General features: G+C 59.6%; 23 protein-coding genes and 1 riboswitch. Of the genes, 19 read left to right on the top strand and 4 right to left on the bottom strand.

What is annotated here, in order from left to right:
- Positions 1-79 precede the first annotated feature (79 nt).
- The 3 genes from ACTQZF_RS02740 to ACTQZF_RS02730 all read right to left on the bottom strand — a co-directional run bounded on the left by ACTQZF_RS02740 (position 80) and on the right by ACTQZF_RS02730 (position 2,135).
- Entirely contained in the window at positions 80-271 is a 192-nt protein-coding gene (locus tag ACTQZF_RS02740) for a hypothetical protein (RefSeq protein WP_441554498.1), read from the bottom strand.
- Between the two features lie 8 nt (positions 272-279).
- A riboswitch (SAM riboswitch) is annotated at positions 280-370 on the bottom strand.
- A 298-nt stretch (positions 371-668) separates the two neighbouring features.
- On the bottom strand, positions 669-1,358 hold the full coding sequence (locus ACTQZF_RS02735) for a hypothetical protein (RefSeq protein WP_441554497.1): 690 nt from the start codon (positions 1,356-1,358) through the stop codon (positions 669-671).
- A 123-nt stretch (positions 1,359-1,481) separates the two neighbouring features.
- Positions 1,482-2,135, bottom strand: a complete 654-nt coding sequence (locus ACTQZF_RS02730; protein ID WP_441554496.1) for a helix-turn-helix transcriptional regulator — start codon at positions 2,133-2,135, stop codon at positions 1,482-1,484.
- Positions 2,136-2,402: 267 nt separating this feature from the next.
- On the opposite strand from ACTQZF_RS02730, the gene ACTQZF_RS02725 reads away from it, so the two are divergent.
- Positions 2,403-2,993 carry a nucleotidyltransferase family protein gene (locus ACTQZF_RS02725; RefSeq protein WP_441554495.1) on the top strand — a complete coding sequence of 197 codons (591 nt, stop codon included), beginning with the start codon at positions 2,403-2,405 and terminating at the stop codon, positions 2,991-2,993.
- Positions 2,994-3,106: 113 nt separating this feature from the next.
- Here the strand turns inward: ACTQZF_RS02725 and yqeC are convergent, their stop codons facing one another.
- On the bottom strand, positions 3,107-3,844 hold the full coding sequence (yqeC, locus tag ACTQZF_RS02720; protein WP_441554494.1) for a selenium cofactor biosynthesis protein YqeC: 738 nt from the start codon (positions 3,842-3,844) through the stop codon (positions 3,107-3,109).
- Positions 3,845-3,946: 102 nt separating this feature from the next.
- Here yqeC and yqeB point away from each other — a divergent pair, with 102 nt between their 5' ends.
- The 18 genes from yqeB to rpsK all read left to right on the top strand — a co-directional run bounded on the left by yqeB (position 3,947) and on the right by rpsK (position 15,478).
- Positions 3,947-4,741, top strand: a complete 795-nt coding sequence (gene yqeB / locus ACTQZF_RS02715) for a selenium-dependent molybdenum cofactor biosynthesis protein YqeB (protein ID WP_441042533.1) — start codon at positions 3,947-3,949, stop codon at positions 4,739-4,741.
- A gap of 9 nt (positions 4,742-4,750) precedes the next feature.
- Positions 4,751-5,794, top strand: a complete 1,044-nt coding sequence (locus ACTQZF_RS02710) for an XdhC family protein (protein WP_441554493.1) — start codon at positions 4,751-4,753, stop codon at positions 5,792-5,794.
- A gap of 298 nt (positions 5,795-6,092) precedes the next feature.
- Positions 6,093-7,406: a uracil-xanthine permease family protein gene (locus ACTQZF_RS02705; protein WP_441038792.1), complete on the top strand. Its 1,314-nt coding sequence runs from the start codon at positions 6,093-6,095 to the stop codon at positions 7,404-7,406.
- A gap of 307 nt (positions 7,407-7,713) precedes the next feature.
- Positions 7,714-8,271: a 50S ribosomal protein L5 gene (rplE, locus tag ACTQZF_RS02700; protein WP_154516073.1), complete on the top strand. Its 558-nt coding sequence runs from the start codon at positions 7,714-7,716 to the stop codon at positions 8,269-8,271.
- A gap of 79 nt (positions 8,272-8,350) precedes the next feature.
- Positions 8,351-8,536, top strand: a complete 186-nt coding sequence (locus tag ACTQZF_RS02695) for a type Z 30S ribosomal protein S14 (RefSeq protein ID WP_022094280.1) — start codon at positions 8,351-8,353, stop codon at positions 8,534-8,536.
- 119 nt (positions 8,537-8,655) lie between these two features.
- Complete coding sequence (rpsH, locus tag ACTQZF_RS02690) at positions 8,656-9,054, top strand: 30S ribosomal protein S8 (RefSeq protein WP_006235262.1); 399 nt, start codon at positions 8,656-8,658, stop codon at positions 9,052-9,054.
- A gap of 33 nt (positions 9,055-9,087) precedes the next feature.
- The gene (gene rplF / locus ACTQZF_RS02685; RefSeq protein WP_370450587.1) at positions 9,088-9,624 is read left to right on the top strand and encodes a 50S ribosomal protein L6; all 537 of its coding nucleotides are present in this window, start codon (positions 9,088-9,090) and stop codon (positions 9,622-9,624) included.
- A 75-nt stretch (positions 9,625-9,699) separates the two neighbouring features.
- On the top strand, positions 9,700-10,068 hold the full coding sequence (gene rplR, locus ACTQZF_RS02680) for a 50S ribosomal protein L18 (protein WP_118270231.1): 369 nt from the start codon (positions 9,700-9,702) through the stop codon (positions 10,066-10,068).
- A gap of 14 nt (positions 10,069-10,082) precedes the next feature.
- On the top strand, positions 10,083-10,607 hold the full coding sequence (gene rpsE / locus ACTQZF_RS02675; RefSeq protein ID WP_154516070.1) for a 30S ribosomal protein S5: 525 nt from the start codon (positions 10,083-10,085) through the stop codon (positions 10,605-10,607).
- 2 nt (positions 10,608-10,609) lie between these two features.
- Positions 10,610-10,792 (top strand): 50S ribosomal protein L30, encoded by a 183-nt coding sequence (rpmD, locus tag ACTQZF_RS02670; RefSeq protein ID WP_154516067.1) that lies wholly within the window; start codon positions 10,610-10,612, stop codon positions 10,790-10,792.
- Between the two features lie 3 nt (positions 10,793-10,795).
- Entirely contained in the window at positions 10,796-11,245 is a 450-nt protein-coding gene (rplO, locus tag ACTQZF_RS02665) for a 50S ribosomal protein L15 (RefSeq protein WP_006235267.1), read from the top strand.
- Entirely contained in the window at positions 11,239-12,525 is a 1,287-nt protein-coding gene (gene secY, locus ACTQZF_RS02660) for a preprotein translocase subunit SecY (RefSeq protein ID WP_370450586.1), read from the top strand. Before rplO ends, secY begins: the two co-directional genes overlap by 7 nt.
- A gap of 18 nt (positions 12,526-12,543) precedes the next feature.
- A complete protein-coding gene (locus tag ACTQZF_RS02655) occupies positions 12,544-13,170 on the top strand; it encodes an adenylate kinase (RefSeq protein ID WP_154516064.1) in 627 nt (208 codons plus the stop codon).
- On the top strand, positions 13,167-13,955 hold the full coding sequence (gene map / locus ACTQZF_RS02650; protein ID WP_329738298.1) for a type I methionyl aminopeptidase: 789 nt from the start codon (positions 13,167-13,169) through the stop codon (positions 13,953-13,955). Before ACTQZF_RS02655 ends, map begins: the two co-directional genes overlap by 4 nt.
- Before the next feature lie 232 nt (positions 13,956-14,187).
- On the top strand, positions 14,188-14,406 hold the full coding sequence (gene infA, locus ACTQZF_RS02645; protein ID WP_035137443.1) for a translation initiation factor IF-1: 219 nt from the start codon (positions 14,188-14,190) through the stop codon (positions 14,404-14,406).
- A gap of 150 nt (positions 14,407-14,556) precedes the next feature.
- Positions 14,557-14,670: a 50S ribosomal protein L36 gene (gene rpmJ / locus ACTQZF_RS02640; RefSeq protein ID WP_006363204.1), complete on the top strand. Its 114-nt coding sequence runs from the start codon at positions 14,557-14,559 to the stop codon at positions 14,668-14,670.
- A gap of 14 nt (positions 14,671-14,684) precedes the next feature.
- Positions 14,685-15,059, top strand: coding sequence for a 30S ribosomal protein S13 (rpsM, locus tag ACTQZF_RS02635; protein ID WP_154516058.1), 375 nt, complete (start codon positions 14,685-14,687; stop codon positions 15,057-15,059).
- A 14-nt stretch (positions 15,060-15,073) separates the two neighbouring features.
- Positions 15,074-15,478 carry a 30S ribosomal protein S11 gene (gene rpsK, locus ACTQZF_RS02630; RefSeq protein ID WP_006235274.1) on the top strand — a complete coding sequence of 135 codons (405 nt, stop codon included), beginning with the start codon at positions 15,074-15,076 and terminating at the stop codon, positions 15,476-15,478.
- Positions 15,479-15,491: the final 13 nt, after the last annotated feature.

The raw sequence follows: 15,491 nt of genomic DNA, 5'->3' as shown, positions 1-15,491 counted from the left end.
GCGCCCCCGGTCCCCGGGGCGCGGCCCTCTTGCTTAAACTGCTCAATTTTTCGTGCTCACGGTGCTCATTTCCCAGTGATCACTCGGACCACTTCTTAGTGAACATCAACACTTCCTCGAGCTTCTGTACCGTAAAGCGCATCTGGTGGGAGAGGCTGTTCTTGACCATGGCCGAGGCATAGCCGTTCGGCTCGTCTAGAAGATGCATTCGTTTTGGCTTGGCTGCCAGGTTGTGGAAATTGCGCTCACTGCGCACAGAGAAATTGTCCATACGGACTCCTTTCATCGATGTTGGCAGGGCCACCGTGCCTCTTGGCCGGTTGGCGTCGGGATCGTGGAGCCAACTCTCTACCCCGACTCTGGATAAAACGCGCCCGCTCCTTGCGGGCACGATGGAGTCTATCAGCGCGCGCGGACACAAATCAAGCGCCGCCTGCGAAATGATGTGCAGACGGCGCTTGATTACGCGGCGAATATTCGACCTGTATTCGGATAAGTGTCGAAATCGGCCGTAAGAAAGTACGGAAAAGTGTCGGAATTGGCACCTCAAAAGTACGGAAAAGTGTCGAATCTGACGGTCTCAACATCTGGAAAAGTGTAACTGGATAACAAAACAGCACGTAGAAGCTGGTGCTACATATGGACGCTTCAGCCGCCCTCAGCCCCCGCTACTCGTCCCCGTCGTTGGGGTCGCCCTTGAGGTTGTTGACGTCGAGGTAGTCGTTGCTCTCGTCCTCTTTTTGCTGCGTTGCCGATTCGGACTCGACGGGGCTGCGGAACAGCTGGAATCCCTCAAACGCAATGACCCCAAGTAGCACCACGACAATCGCTATAAAGATAATCTTTGCTACTGGATTGAAATCCAAAAAGCGCGGCACCTCTTCCGCGGCGTAGTAGTCGCCATAATAATCGTCGTTATCAGTGTGGCTATCGGTGTATGAGGATGTGGGTATAGCTTGCGCATGGTCGTCCGGCTCGTATTCGGAAGCGGACGCGGCGACAAGCGGATTTACCGGCTCGCCGAGCGTCGGCGCGCCGGCAGATGTTTCGTCCAGATCGGCATCAGCCCAGGAATCGAAGGCAAACTGACGGGTCGCAAAGTCGTCGAAATCTGCAACGGGCGGTTCGGGCGCAAGATGCTGCGCCGCGGCGATAAACGATGCCGTCTCGGAAGGATCGCCTGCCGAATGGGTTTTGCCGCTCATGTGCTCGTCGGCTGTCCAGGGGCGATCGCTCATCACGTCGTCGAGGCTCAACGCAAACAGATCGTCTTCGCCCTCGTCAAACGCGCGTTTCGCATGCCTGGCGGCAGAAGCGAAGCCTCCGTGGCCGTTGCGCGATGCGTTGTTCGACCCCATCTTGTTCCATCCTTTCGAACTGTCTATCTCATCGATTATATGGAACTTGCCTTGCGGCCGAGTCTTGGATTCGTGCATTCCAGAACTCGCGCCCAAAAGGGGAGGGCGATCCGGCCGAGTTGCCTACTTGTCGCCGGCGGCAGCCTTTGCCTCGTTGAGGTAGCTATAGAAGCTGTACTTAGAGATGCCAAAGAACTTGCAGGCACGCTCGCTCGACTTGGAAATGAGGAAGGCGCCGCGACGATCGAGGTAGCCAATGGCGCGAATGCGCTCATCTTTGGTCATAAGGGCTGCGGGCTTGCCCACGTATTGCTCGCACTCGCGCAGCAGATCTTCGAGCAAGTCGCCGATGGTTTTGGTAATGGGCTCGGGCTCGGTGTAGCCCGTGCCGTCGGTGCCGGTAAAGGCATCGAGCGAGCGCTCAAAAGCTTTCATGAGCGTAATGTCAAAGTTAATGCCCAAAATGCCGACAGGCTTGCCCTCGTCGTTGCGGATAAAGATGGTCGAGGACTTAAGCAGCTTGCCGTCGGCGGTTTTGGTGAGGTATGGCTCGCGGTCGTGCACGTCGGTGGTGTCCTCGTGCATGGACTCAAACACAATATGGCTGGGACCGTCACCCAGTTTGCGCCCGCTTACATGGCCGTTTTCGATCACTACGATGGAGTGATCCACGTCCTCGGTCTCCAGGTCGTGGACGACGACTTCGCAGTTGGGGCCAAACTGGAGCGCCAGGCCGTGTGCAAGGCGCTTATAAAACTCAATCTGTGCGGGGGTCATGGGTGCCTTCCTAAAAATTAGTTTGGGCACACTTTGCCATAAACCCCACTTGTTCGCAAATAACGAAAGTGCCGCTGCGTTATGAGCGCAACGCCGTCCGTTGGTTCCAGGCCTAAAGCCGGGTTGAGGTAAGCCATGTAAAGGGGGCGCTCTGCCAACCGGCGGGGTGCCCCCTTTTTGCATCGTGGGCGTGCGGGATAAGCGCTTTCGATGTAGATGCCCCGCGACGCGCGTTATGGGTACGATGGCTTCAGGGGAGGTATCGCCATGAAACTTGGTTGCGTCATTATGGCTTCGGGCGAGGGCAAGCGGTTTGGCTCTAACAAGATGCTTGCCGATATCTATGGCGAGCCGCTGATTGCCCGGACCATCGATTCGGTTCCCCGGGGCTTTGACGTTGTGGTTTCGACGCGTTGGCCCGAGGTTGCTCAGATTTGCGAGGACAAGCATTGCCCGTGCGTGCTGCATGATGGCGCGCTCAGGAGCGAGAGCGTGCGCGCCGGCCTTACTTGGGGAGCCGATCGCGATTGGAGGGGCTGCCTCTTTTTGCCGGGCGACCAGCCGCTCGTGAGTTCGGATTCCTTTGAGGCACTCGCCGGTGCTTTTAAGGCCAACGGCGGTGTCGCGCCCGTGCGTCTTGCCCTGAACGGCGAGCCGGCCTCTCCGGTGCTGTTCCCCGCGAGCTTCTTTCCTAACCTTATGGGGCTTAAGGGCAAGGACGGCGGATCGTCGCTGCTGCGCGGCCGTGCCGATATCCAGTTGGTCGAGGCACGTGCCTACGAGCTGTGGGATGTCGACACCGCCAAGGGCCAGCGCCGCGTCTCAGAACACGTTGCGGCCTGCTACGCGCCTCGCTAGCAGGGGGTGCCGCCAGGGTAGCTAATTTGGGACGGGGCTCTTTTAGCTACCCTGCCTACCTGATGGTTTTTCTCTCAACATGGGGTAGCTAAAAGAGCCCCGTCCCAAATTAGCTACCCCTGGAGGGTGGTGGCGACGACGGGGCGGCCGAGGGCAGCCTCAAAGCGGTCGGCCATCGTGGGGTCGCTGAGCGCGTCGACTTGGTTGAGCATGACGCGTGCGGTGCAGAGTCCCAGCGCCTGCATCTCGGCATTGAGCACCTGGGCGACGTGCTCGGGCGTGGCGGTATCGGTGAGCTCGCAGCCGCAACGCTCGCAAAAGAGCTCGGGGCGGTGGACGGCTTCGTTGATGGGCTTGCCGAGCCCCGAGGCGCCAACGATCCAGACGATGTTGGCCGTGCCAGAGGGAATCACCGGCTCCCAGGCGGCGTGGGCCTTGAGCGGGAGCCGCTTGCTGCCGTCCGCCTCGGCCAAGACGTAGTTAAAGCGCTGTGCTAGCTCGCCGAGCGGCTCGGCGGGGGCAGAGAGCTTGCCCGTCTCGGGGTCCAAGACACCTGCTTGGCAGATGCTTCCCCGCGCAAGGCCCGTGCAGGCCTCGCAGGTGCAACCGGGGACATGTGAGGCGCCCGGCTTCCAAGGTGCGGCGTCCAGGCGACGACTCGACCCGTCCCATGGCACGCCGGCGACGGGAAACATATGCGTGGTGGTGCAGAGGAGCACGCGGCCGCCCGCGCGCATAAGCTCAAGGCCGAGCGCCTTGAGCAAGGTCGACTTGCCGCCGCTGCCGATAATTGCGGTGATGCCCGGCTCGAGCTTGAGCGCGGAGGCAAGGTTTCCGCTCGTCGTTTCCATCTGTTCACCGCCGTATAATACTGTGATAATAAATAATCATCAGAGTAGCGGTCGAACCGCTTTTGCTCTGCTCAAACCGTAGCACAGGGAGGTGCCCCGAAAATGCTCGTTTATGTTCGCGGCGCCGGCGATATCGCCACGGGCGTCGCCGCCCGTTTGGTGCGCGCCGGCGTGTCGGTTGTCATGGCCGATATCGCGGTTCCCACGTGTATCCGTCGCACGATCAGTTTTTGCGAGGCCATTCGCCTGGGCGAGGTTCAGGTCGAGGGCATTCGCGCCCGCTTGGCGCAGACGCCGGCAGAGGCGCTTGCAATTACCCAGGCCGGAGATGTCGCCGTTGTGGTGGATCCCCAGGCCAAGATGCTCGGCGAACTTAAGCCCGCTGCCGTGGTCGACGCGATCCTGGCCAAGCGCAACTTGGGCACCACGCGCGATATGGCGCCTGTCGTCATCGCCGTGGGGCCGGGCTTTACCGCGCCGGTCGATTGCGATGCTGTGGTCGAGACCATGCGTGGGCATTTCCTCGGCCGCGTCATCACCCAAGGCTCGCCCCAGCCCAATACGGGCGTGCCGGGTGTCATCGCCGGGTATGGCAAGGAGCGCGTTATCCACAGCCCCGCCGCCGGTGTGTTTAGGTCCGACCATGTGATTGGCGACATCGTGAGTGCCGGCGATGTGATTGGGTATGCGGGCGATGCGCCCATGGTCACGCAGATTGACGGCTGCTTGCGCGGCCTTTTGGCCGACGGCGTTCTGGTGACCGAGGGCTTTAAATGTGCCGATGTCGACCCGCGCGGCGATGCCAGCTATATCAACTATATTTCGGACAAGGCGACGTCGGTCGGCGGCGGCGTACTCGAGGCGCTCGCCATGTTCACCGACGTTTTTAGGGGATAGGAAGCGACGATGGAAAAGCTCGATGTGGTGAATGCTGCGCTTGGCGCTCTGAAGGCCGGTAAGACGTGCGAGCTGGTGGTAGTGGCCGGCACGGCAGGGTCATCGCCGCGCGGCGTGGGCGCCTGGATGGCGGTCTTTGCCGATGGCAGCCAAGCGGGTACCATCGGCGGCGGTAAGATTGAGCTCCTTTCGCTGGACGAGGCGCGCGAGCTGTTGGCCGCAGGGCAGTCGCGCCTGGTCCGCTACACCATGGGCGGCGAGAACTCCGATACCGGCATGATCTGCGGCGGAGCCATCTGCCTGTGCTATCTGCACTTGGATGTATCGCAGGCGCCGTTGTTCCAGTCGGTTGCCGACGTCTTGGCGTATCGACGCATCGGCGACTTTGTCATCGACTTTGAACCGTTTATCGCAAGCGCGCTCGAAAGCGACGCTGCCGAATACCATGGCGAGGAGTCGCGCCGCACCATTGCCGGCTGCCCCGGGCTTTCGCTGACGGAAGAGGGGAGTAAGGTCACCTACACCAACGCCGCCTCCGAGATTCCCCCGGCGCACATCGAGACGCTTTGCCCCGAGGGCCTGACATACATCTTTGGCTGCGGTCACGTGGGCGCCGCGACGGCGCGCGTGCTCAGGGCGGCGGGCTTTGCCGTCGTGGCGTGCGATGACCGCCCCGGCACGTTGACGCCCGAATGGGTACCCGGCGTCTACGACCGTCGTCTGGTCGACTACAAGAACCTGGACGAGTCGTGTCCCATCGGTCCGCGTGATCTGGTAGTCGTCGCCACGGCGGGCCACAAGTCCGATATCGATGTGGTGATTCAGGCCTTGCGCGCCAAGCCCGCCTATTTGGGTTGCCTGGGTTCGCGCCGCAAGACGGCCTTTGTGCGGGCTCGCTTGGAGCAGGAGGGCTTTACGCAGGACCAGATCGACGAGCTGCACCTGCCGATAGGCGTTGCCATTCAGGCCGAGGACCCCGAAGAGATCGCCATCTCCATCGCCGCCGAGATGATCCATCTGCGTCGCACCAAGCTCGTCCCCCGCAAGCGCTAGCCGCATCCCAGAGGTAGCTAATTTGGGACGGGGCTCTTTTAGCTACCCTGCCTGCTCGATGATTTTTCTGGGACGGGGATTAAAAAATCATTAGGTACGCAATGATTTTTTAATCCCCGTCCCAGAAAAATCATCTCGAGGCGTTCGCTCACTGTTGGGTAGCTAAAAGAGCCCCGTCCCAAATTAGCTACCCCAGCCCTCTGCCGCATGCGGGTCAAAATGCTACCTGTGCCATATGCCCTATAATGTCCGCCCGTTGGGCGGCATAGGGCCGCTGCCTAGGGTATGGGAGGCGCAAATGGCAGAGTCGGTGGCAGGGGACGCCCTGTTCGAACGTACGGGAAAAGTTTCGTTTGTGCAGGTATTGCCCCATGCACTGCAGCATGTACTGGCGGCATTCGCGGGTATCGTCACGCCCGCTATCATCATCGCGTCGGTCTGCGGCTTCACGCCTCAAGAGGAAGCCGCCGTCATTCAGGCGTCGCTGGTCCTCTCGGCGCTTGACATTTTTCTTCAACAGTTCCCCATAAAAGGCATCGTCGGTTCGGGCCTGCCCATCGTGATGGGCGCGAGCTTTACCTTCGTGCCGGCACTTAAAGCGGTCGGTCTTGAACTTGGTTTCGAGGCCGTGCTGGGCGCTCAAGTTATCGGCGGCGCGCTCGTCGTGCTCTTCGGTCTTTTGTTTAAGCGCGTGAGCTTTCTGTTCCCAGCTCCGGTGCTCGGCACCGTCATCTTTGTCATTGGCCTGTCGCTGTGCCCGGTTGCCGTGGCGTCCATGGCAGGCGGGGAGGGCGCGGCCGATTTTGGCAGCGTCACCAACTGGACCGTCGCGCTCGTGACGTTTGTCGTCACCTTTATGGTCGGTAACTACGGCAAGGGCGCGCTCAAGCTGGGCAGCATCCTGGCCGGTATCTGCGCAGGTTTTGTCGTTGCGGCGGTGCTGGGCATGGTCGACTTCTCGGCTGTCGCGACTGCAAGTTGGTTTGCCCCACCGGCGTTTGGCGCCCATCGTCTGGTGTTCGATCCAGCGGCGTGCGCCGTGGTGGGCGTTGTGGCCATCGTGAACGCCGTGCAGGTCATGGGAGAGTTTGCCGCCGTGTCCTCTGCTGCGCTCGATACCCCCGCGACCGATAGTCAGATCTCGGGCGGATTGATCGCCAATGGTCTCGTCGGTATGCTCTCGGGCTTTTTGGGCGGCGTCCCCACGGCAACCTTTGGCCAGAATGTGGGCATCATCGCCGAGAACAAGGTCGTCAACCGTATGGTCTTTACGCTCGCAGCCGCCATTCTGCTCGTCGCGGGCCTGCTGCCCAAGTGCGCGGCAGTGCTCACGTCCATTCCGCAACCGGTGATCGGCGGTGCCACGATCGGCGTGTTCGCAACCATCGGCATGAACGGTGTGGTCATGTTTTCCCGCCACGGCCTGTCTCAGCGCGATACCACGCTCATGGGTCTCTCTATCGCCTTTGGTACGGGCATTGAGCGCACGGCCGGCGCACTTGCCGGCGCTGGATTCCCCGCATGGGTCGACACCGTCTTTGGCGGATCCTCCATTGCCGTCGCCGCACTTGTCGCCGTCGTCCTCAACCTGGTCCTGCCTCGCCAAAAATAACGCCCCATATATGAGTTGCGGTGAAATACGGATTGTTTAAGCCTGTTAGGCCGCCAAACAGTCCCTATTTCACCGCAACTGTTTTTTGGGACCCATTTGTGCGAGGGAGTTGTGGAGTTGTGCAGGCAGACGAGGTTTTTCTGGAAATACGCACCCAATGCGCGTATAGTACCGATTGTTTTGTCGGCTCCTGCTGCGTCGAGTCCAAACCGCGAAATGCCATGAGCGGCGCGGATGCAGTCAGGAGGCACGAGGACAACCCACCGTGGCCACGCCCCGTGCTTAAAACCCCAAGAAGGAGTGAACAATGGCAGAAGAGAAGTATGTGCCGCGTCTGAAGGCCAAGTACAACAACGAGGTCAAGCAGCAGCTTCAGGACAAGTTCCAGTACGAGAACGTCATGATGATCCCCAAGTTTGAGAAGATCGTCGTGAACATGGGTGTCGGCGAGGCCGCTACCGATTCCAAGGCCATCGACGGTGCCGTGCGCGACCTGCGCGCCATCACCGGCCAGCAGCCGATGATCACCCGTGCCCGCAAGTCCATCGCTACCTTCCGCCTGCGCGCTGGTATGCCGATCGGCTGCAAGGTTACCCTGCGTGGCGACCGCATGTGGGAGTTCTTCGATCGTCTGACCTCCGTCGCTATCCCCCGTATCCGCGACTTCCGCGGCATCTCCGCCAAGAGCTTCGACGGCCGTGGTAACTTCTCCATGGGCGTCACCGAGCAGCTCATCTTCCCCGAGATCGACTTTGACTCCGTCGATCACCAGCGTGGTATGGACATCACTTTCGTGACCACCGCCAACACCGATGAGGAGGCCAAGGCCCTTCTGGACGCCTTTGGTTTCCCGTTCAAGAAATAGGTTCACCTGCCCTATAAGCGCCGTTCCCACAAGGGGGCGGCGCTTGGGGCGAACAATACTCTATGTGAGGAGGATATAAGTGGCTAAGACATCGATGATCGTCAAGTGCAATCGCAAGCAGAAGTTCTCTACTCGTGAGTACACGCGCTGCCAGCGCTGCGGCCGTCCGCACTCTGTGTACCGCAAGTTCGGCCTGTGCCGTGTCTGCTTCCGCGAGCTTGCACTCAAGGGCGAGCTTCCCGGCGTTAAGAAGGCCAGCTGGTAAGTCACTACCAGCGTTTCAAGCATCCGTTTGGAACAGGGAAAACGTGCTAGTTAGGCTTTGCCGTTAAGGGCGGCGAAGAACCAAGAGCACGTGTTCATCAAGAACGAAGGAGAATCTGTATGAACCTTACAGACCCGATCGCAGATATGCTTACGCGCATTCGTAACGCTAACTCTGTGAACAAGGCCACGGTCTCCATGCCGAGCAGCAAGAAGCTCGTCGAGATCGCTCGTGTTCTGCACGAGGAGGGCTACATCGAGGGCTACGATGTCGAGGACACCGTTCCCCAGAAGACTCTGCACATCACGCTTAAGTATGGTCCCAAGAAGGCTAAGGTCATCAACGGCATCCGCCGCATTTCCAAGCCGGGCCTGCGTAAGTACACCGGCGTTGCCGACATGCCCCGCGTCCGCGGTGGCCTTGGTACCGCCATTATTTCCACCAGCCATGGCGTCATGACCGACCGCGATGCTCGCAAGCACAACGTCGGCGGCGAGATCATCGCTTACGTCTGGTAATTCGCTCGGTAGGTAGAAGGAAAGGAGATCACCGTGTCTCGTATCGGTAATAAGCCTGTCCAGATTCCCGCCGGAGTCGAAGTGGCAGTCAACGGCAACAACGTTGTCGTCAAGGGCCCCAAGGGCCAGCTCGAGCTCGATGTCTATGAGAAGCTCGCTATCAACATCGAGGACAACGTCCTCACCGTTTCCCGTCCCGACGACGAGCGTGAGACCCGTGCCCGCCACGGCCTCACCCGCGCCCTCATCCACAACATGGTTGTTGGCGTTTCCGAGGGCTTCGAGAAGAAGCTCGAGCTCGCCGGCGTCGGTTACCGCGTGCAGCAGAAGGGCAAGAACCTCGAGTTCTCCCTGGGCTTCTCGCACCCCGTGATCGTCGAGGCTCCCGAGGGTATCACCTTCGAGGTTCCCGACAACACCCACGTGAACGTCAAGGGTATCAACAAGCAGCAGGTCGGTCAGATCGCCGCTGAGATCCGCGGCCATCGTCCTCCCGAGCCTTACAAGGGCAAGGGTATCCACTACGTTGGCGAGCACATCCGCCGCAAGCTGGGTAAGGCCGCCAAGTAGTCGTAACCGACTCACTCGCATAAGACCAGCACCCCGTTAGGTGCTGGCAAGATCAACCTTTTTAGGAGTTTACGTATGAACAAGCATAAGGCGAAGCTGGAAGGCCTCAAGCGTCGTCAGCGTCGTGTTCGCGGCAAGATCTCGGGTACCGCCGAGCGTCCGCGTCTTCGCGTGACCCGTACCAACGCCAACATCTATGCCCAGATCATCGACGACAGCAAGGGCTCCAGCCTGACGCTCGTCTCTGCCTCGACCCTCGAGGCCGAGTTCAAGGGCACCCACACCTCGAACAAGGAGGCTGCGGAGAAGGTCGGTCAGCTCGTTGGCAAGCGTGCCATCGAGGCCGGCATCACCAAGGTCGCCTTCGATCGCGGTGGCCGTATCTACCATGGCCGCGTCAAGGCCCTCGCCGACGGTGCTCGTGCCGCCGGTCTCGAGTTCTAGGAGGTATGTAGCACATGGCTCGTAATCAGAAGCAGCAGCGCGAGGCCTCCGAGTTCGAGGAGCGCGTCGTTTACATCAACCGCGTGTCGAAGACCGTCAAGGGCGGTCGTCGCATGAGCCTCGTCGCTCTCGTCGTCGTTGGCGATGGCAAGGGCAACGTCGGCGTTGGCATGGGCAAGTCCGCTGAGGTGCCCATGGCCATCTCCAAGGCGTCTCTCGATGCCAAGAAGAACATGTTCCACGTGCCGGTGACCGAAGAGGGCACCATTCCGCACGAGGTTATCGGCCACTTTGGTGCCGGCCGCATCATCATCAAGCCCGCTGTCGAGGGTACCGGCGTTATCGCCGGCGGCGCTGTGCGTCCCCTCTTTGAGCTTGCTGGCATCAAGAACGTCCTGTCCAAGTCCCTCGGTACCGACAACGGCCTCAACATCATCAAGGCTGCCGTCGAGGGCCTCAAGGAGCTCTCCAGCCCTGAGGACGTCGCGGCTCGCCGTGGCCTGACGGTCTCCGAGATGTTCGTCGGTAAGGAGAACTAAGCATGGCTGACACCATCAAGATCAAGCAGGTCCGCAGCACCAACGGTTGCAAGCAGGACCAGGTCCGTACTGTCCGTGCCCTCGGTCTCCACAGGATCCGCGAGGTTCGCGAGATTACTGACAACGAGTCCGTCCGCGGCATGATCTTCAAGGTCAAGCACCTTGTCGAGATTGTAGAGGAGTAGCAAATGCAGCTTCACGATCTTACTCCCGCGCCCGGTTCCACCAAGAACCGCAAGCGCGTTGGCCGTGGCAATTCTTCGGGTCACGGCACCACTTCTGGCCGCGGCCAGAAGGGCCAGGGCTCTCGCTCTGGCGGCACCAAGGGTGCCGGCTTCGAGGGTGGCCAGACTCCGCTGGCTATGCGCCTGCCCAAGCTTCCGGGCTTCCGCAACCCCCGTCGTATCGAGTACACCGCTGTTAACGTTGAGCGTCTCGAGCGTAAGTTCGAGGATGGCGCTGTGATCGACGGTGCCGCTCTTAAGGCCGCTCGCATCACCAAGAGCGAGTTCGAGCCCGTCAAGGTGCTCGGCAATGGTGAGCTTACCAAGAAGTTCACGGTCAAGGTCGACAAGGTCAGCGCTTCTGCGCAGGCCAAGATCGAGGCCGCCGGCGGAAAGGTCGAGCTGCCGTGCTAAATGGTCTTAAGAATGCTTTCCGCATCAAAGAACTGCGCGAAAAGATTCTTTTTACCATAGCTATGCTCGTCGTGTACCGCATTGGTGCGCACGTTCCTGTGCCCGGCATTCCCTTCCAGGGGATGCTGGGCCTTTTCTCGACCGATAACAATTCGGTCGCCGCAGGTGCTATGGCCCTCCTGAATCTTTTCTCTGGCGGCGCGTTGAGCTATGTGTCGGTGTTTTCGCTGGGCATCATGCCTTACATCACCAGCTCGATCATCCTCCAGATGCTCCAGGCCGTTGTGCCTTCCCTGCATGAGCTTGCCCGCGAGGGCGAGGTCGGTCAGACCAAGATTACGCAGTATTCGCGTTACCTCACCCTGGCTCTGGCAATCCTCAACTCCGTGGGTTACCTCTTCCTCTTTAAGAGCTTCGGCATCAGCTTTAATGGCGCCGCCGCTCCCGAGATCATCTTCGACCTCATGATCGTCGGCACGCTCACCGCGGGCGCCATGCTGATCATGTGGATCGGTGAGCTCATTACCCAGCGCGGTATCGGCAATGGCATGTCGCTGATCATCTTTGCGAACATCATGGCCGGTCTGCCGCAGGCGATCTTCTCCAGCACCGAGGGCAATGGCGGTGGCATCATCACTATGGTGATCATCTGCGCCATCATCCTGCTGGTTATCCCGCTGATTGTTTTCCTTGAGCGCGGCCAGCGCCGCATTCCGGTCTCCTACGCTAAGCGCGTCGTGGGCCGTCGCATGATGGGTGGCCAGACCACCTACCTGCCCATCAAGGTCAACACCGCGGGTGTCGTGCCGATTATCTTCGCTTCGGCGCTGCTGTACTTCCCGGCTCAGGTTGCCGTGTTCTTCCCCGGCATCGGCTGGATTCAGGCAGTTGCCTCTGCGCTTTCGACCGGTTGGCTCAACTGGGTACTTAACGTTGTCCTCATCGTGTTCTTCGCGTACTTCTACACCTCCATGGTGTTCAATCCCGATGACACGGCCGACAACCTTAAGAAGCAGGGCGGCTTTATTCCGGGCGTTCGTCCGGGTAGGGCTACCGCGGCCTACATCAAGAACGCGCTCAACAAGATTACGCTTCCCAGCGCTGTCTTTTTGGCGCTCATCGCCATCGTGCCTTCGATCATCTTCTCCTTCACGGGCAATCAGCTGATCCAGGCATTTGGCGGCACGTCCATCCTCATCATGGTCGGCGTCGTGCTCGACACGGTCGACAAGCTCGAAGGCCAGATCAAGATGTATGATTACGATGGATTCTTTAAATAGGCTAGAGGAGGATTGCTCATGAACCTCGTATTGCTCGGAGCTCCGGGTGCCGGTAAGGGCACCGTTGCACAGGAGCTCGTTGCCGAGTTTGGCGTCGCCCACATCTCCACGGGCGACCTGCTGCGTGCTGCCGTCAAGGGTGGCACCGAGCTTGGTATTCAGGCTAAGAAGTACATGGACGCTGGCGAGCTCGTTCCCGACCAGCTCGTGATCGACCTTGTCAAGGAGCGCCTTGCCGCCGATGACGCCCAGCAGGGCTTCATCCTCGACGGCTTCCCGCGCAACACCGCCCAGGCTGTGACGCTCGATTCCGAGCTCTCCACCATGGGTCGCGAGATCGACTGCGCCCTTCTGGTCGACGTTGCCCCCGAGGTCATCATCGATCGTCTGTCTTCGCGTCGCACCTGCCGCGCCTGCGGTTACACCGGCACTGCTGCCGATGTTACCTGCCCCAAATGCGGCGGCGAGATGTATCAGCGCGACGACGATAAGCCCGAGACCATCAAGAACCGTCTCGACGTCTACGAGAAGTCCACGAGCCCGCTTGTCGATTACTATCGTGGCCAGGGTCTGCTCAAGTCGGTCAACGGTGACCAGGCTCGCGAGACCGTATACGGGGATGTCAAAGAGGCCCTCGGTCTATGATTAAGATTAAGTCTGCAACGCAAATCGAGCAGATGAAGAAGGCAGGAGCGCTATCTAAGATGGCGCTCCGCCACGTTGGAGCCATGGTGCGCCCCGGCGTTTCGACTTTTGAGCTCGATCAGCTCGCGGAGCAGATTATCCGCATGCATGGCGGCACCCCGGCCTTTAAGGGTTACGGCGGGTTCCCGGGGACCATTTGCGCATCGATCAACGATGCCGTGGTCCACGGTATTCCCAACCCCGATATGATCCTGCGCGATGGCGATATCATCTCCATCGATACGGGAGCCGTTGTCGACGGTTGGGTTGGCGATAACGCATGGACGTTTTTCGTCGGCACCCCTACGCCCGAGGCCAAGGCCCTGTGCGAGGTCACGCGCGATTGCCTTAAGGCTGCCATTGAGCAGGCTGTTCCCGGTAACCATATCGGGGATGTTGGTTATGCCGTCCAGTCCCTCGCCGAGTCTCACGGTTATGGCGTGCTTCGTGACTATGTGGGCCATGGCATTGGCCGCGTGATGCACGAGGATCCCAACGTTCCTAACTATGGAAAGAAGGGGAGGGGCGTTCGCCTCCAGGCCGGTATGGTCATTGCCATCGAGCCGATGGTAACGATGGGTTCCAACCATGTGAGCACGGGCTCCGACGGTTGGATCGTCACCACCAACGACCACCTGCCCGCCGCGCACTACGAGAACACCGTCGCCATCACCAATGACGGTCCGGTGATTCTCACCACCGATGCGCAAGGATCCTGGTGTTCGCTCCAAGGCGGAGAAATGTAAAAGTCGCCGCCCCCTGATGCCCAACCTCGCCTTTCAATTTCGAAGGCATGACCCCAAGGTCTATGCCTTCTCATTTCAAGGCGATCTTGGGTATCAGGGAACGGCTTTGTTTTACATTTCAAATGTAACAAGTTCCACGTAGTTGTGGAGCCATTACGAAGTTATTACGATGCGTGTATACGTGTTGTAGAATACTCAATCGCTGTCGTTTTCTAGAGAAAGATGATTGCTTGTGAAGAAGGAAGACGCAATTGAGCTCGAGGGTACGGTAAAGGAACCGTTGCCTAATGCCATGTTTAAGGTCGAGCTCGAGAACGGTCATTCGGTTCTGTGCAACATTTCTGGCAAGATTCGAATGAATTACATCCGTATTCTCCCCGGTGACAGGGTTGTCGTGGAGCTTTCCCCGTACGACCTGACCCGCGGCCGCATCACCTATCGCTACAAATAGCGGCACGCATACACACACTCTATTTCCGACTGCAGGCTTAGCTCAACCTACGGTCGGATTGTGTGTGAAGACCAGCCATAGTTTTAAACGCCTGCGGCTGGGCGAGTAGATAGTAGGGAAGTAGTTTGAGCGCTACCGAAAGGAAGAACGATGAAGGTACGTCCTTCGGTCAAGAAGATGTGCGATAAGTGCAAAATCATTAGGCGCCATGGCAAGGTCCTCGTCATTTGCGAGAACCCCCGTCATAAGCAGCGTCAGGGTTAAGAGAGGAGACTACGTTGGCCCGTATTAATGGTGTCGACCTCCCGCGTGAGAAGCGCGTTGAGATCGGTCTGACCTACATTTACGGCATCGGCCGCACCACTGCGACGAAGATTTGCGTCGAGTGCAACGTTAACGTGGATACGCGCGTTAAGGACCTCACCGAGGATGAGGTTAACGCCATCCGCGAGTATATCGACAAGAACCAGATCATGGTTGAGGGCGACCTCCGCCGTGAGCGCAACCAGAACGTCAAGCGCCTTATGGACATCGGCTGCAACCGCGGCCTTCGTCACCGCAAGGGCCTCCCGGTCCGCGGCCAGCGCACCCACACTAACGCTCGTACCCGCAAGGGCCCGAAGCGTCAGATCGGTGCTAAGAAGAAGAAATAAGGAGCGCTAGATAGATGGCTACTGCTAAGAAGAACGTTCGCGCTGCCCGTCTGAAGCGCGCGGACCGTAAGAACATTTCCGTGGGCCAGGCTCACATCCGTTCTACGTTCAATAACACGATCGTTTCGATCACCGATCCCCAGGGCAACGTCATTTCCTGGAAGTCGGCTGGCCAGGTGGGCTTCAAGGGCTCCCGTAAGTCCACGCCGTTCGCTGCCCAGATGGCTGCCGAGGCTGCTGCCAAGCAGGCCATGGAGCACGGTATGAAGAAGGTTTCCGTCTTCGTCAAGGGCCCCGGCTCCGGTCGTGAGACCGCCATCCGCTCCCTCCAGGCTGCTGGCCTCGAGGTCTCGAGCATTCAGGACAAGACCCCCATCCCGCACAACGGCTGCCGCCCCAAGAAGCGTCGCCGCGTGTAACTGAAAGGATCGT

Source organism: Collinsella sp. LCP19S3_H3 (assembly GCF_052119145.1).
Taxonomy (GTDB): Bacteria; Actinomycetota; Coriobacteriia; order Coriobacteriales; family Coriobacteriaceae; genus Collinsella.
Note: the sequence above shows the minus strand (reverse complement) of the source record. Positions and strands in the feature narration are given on the sequence as shown.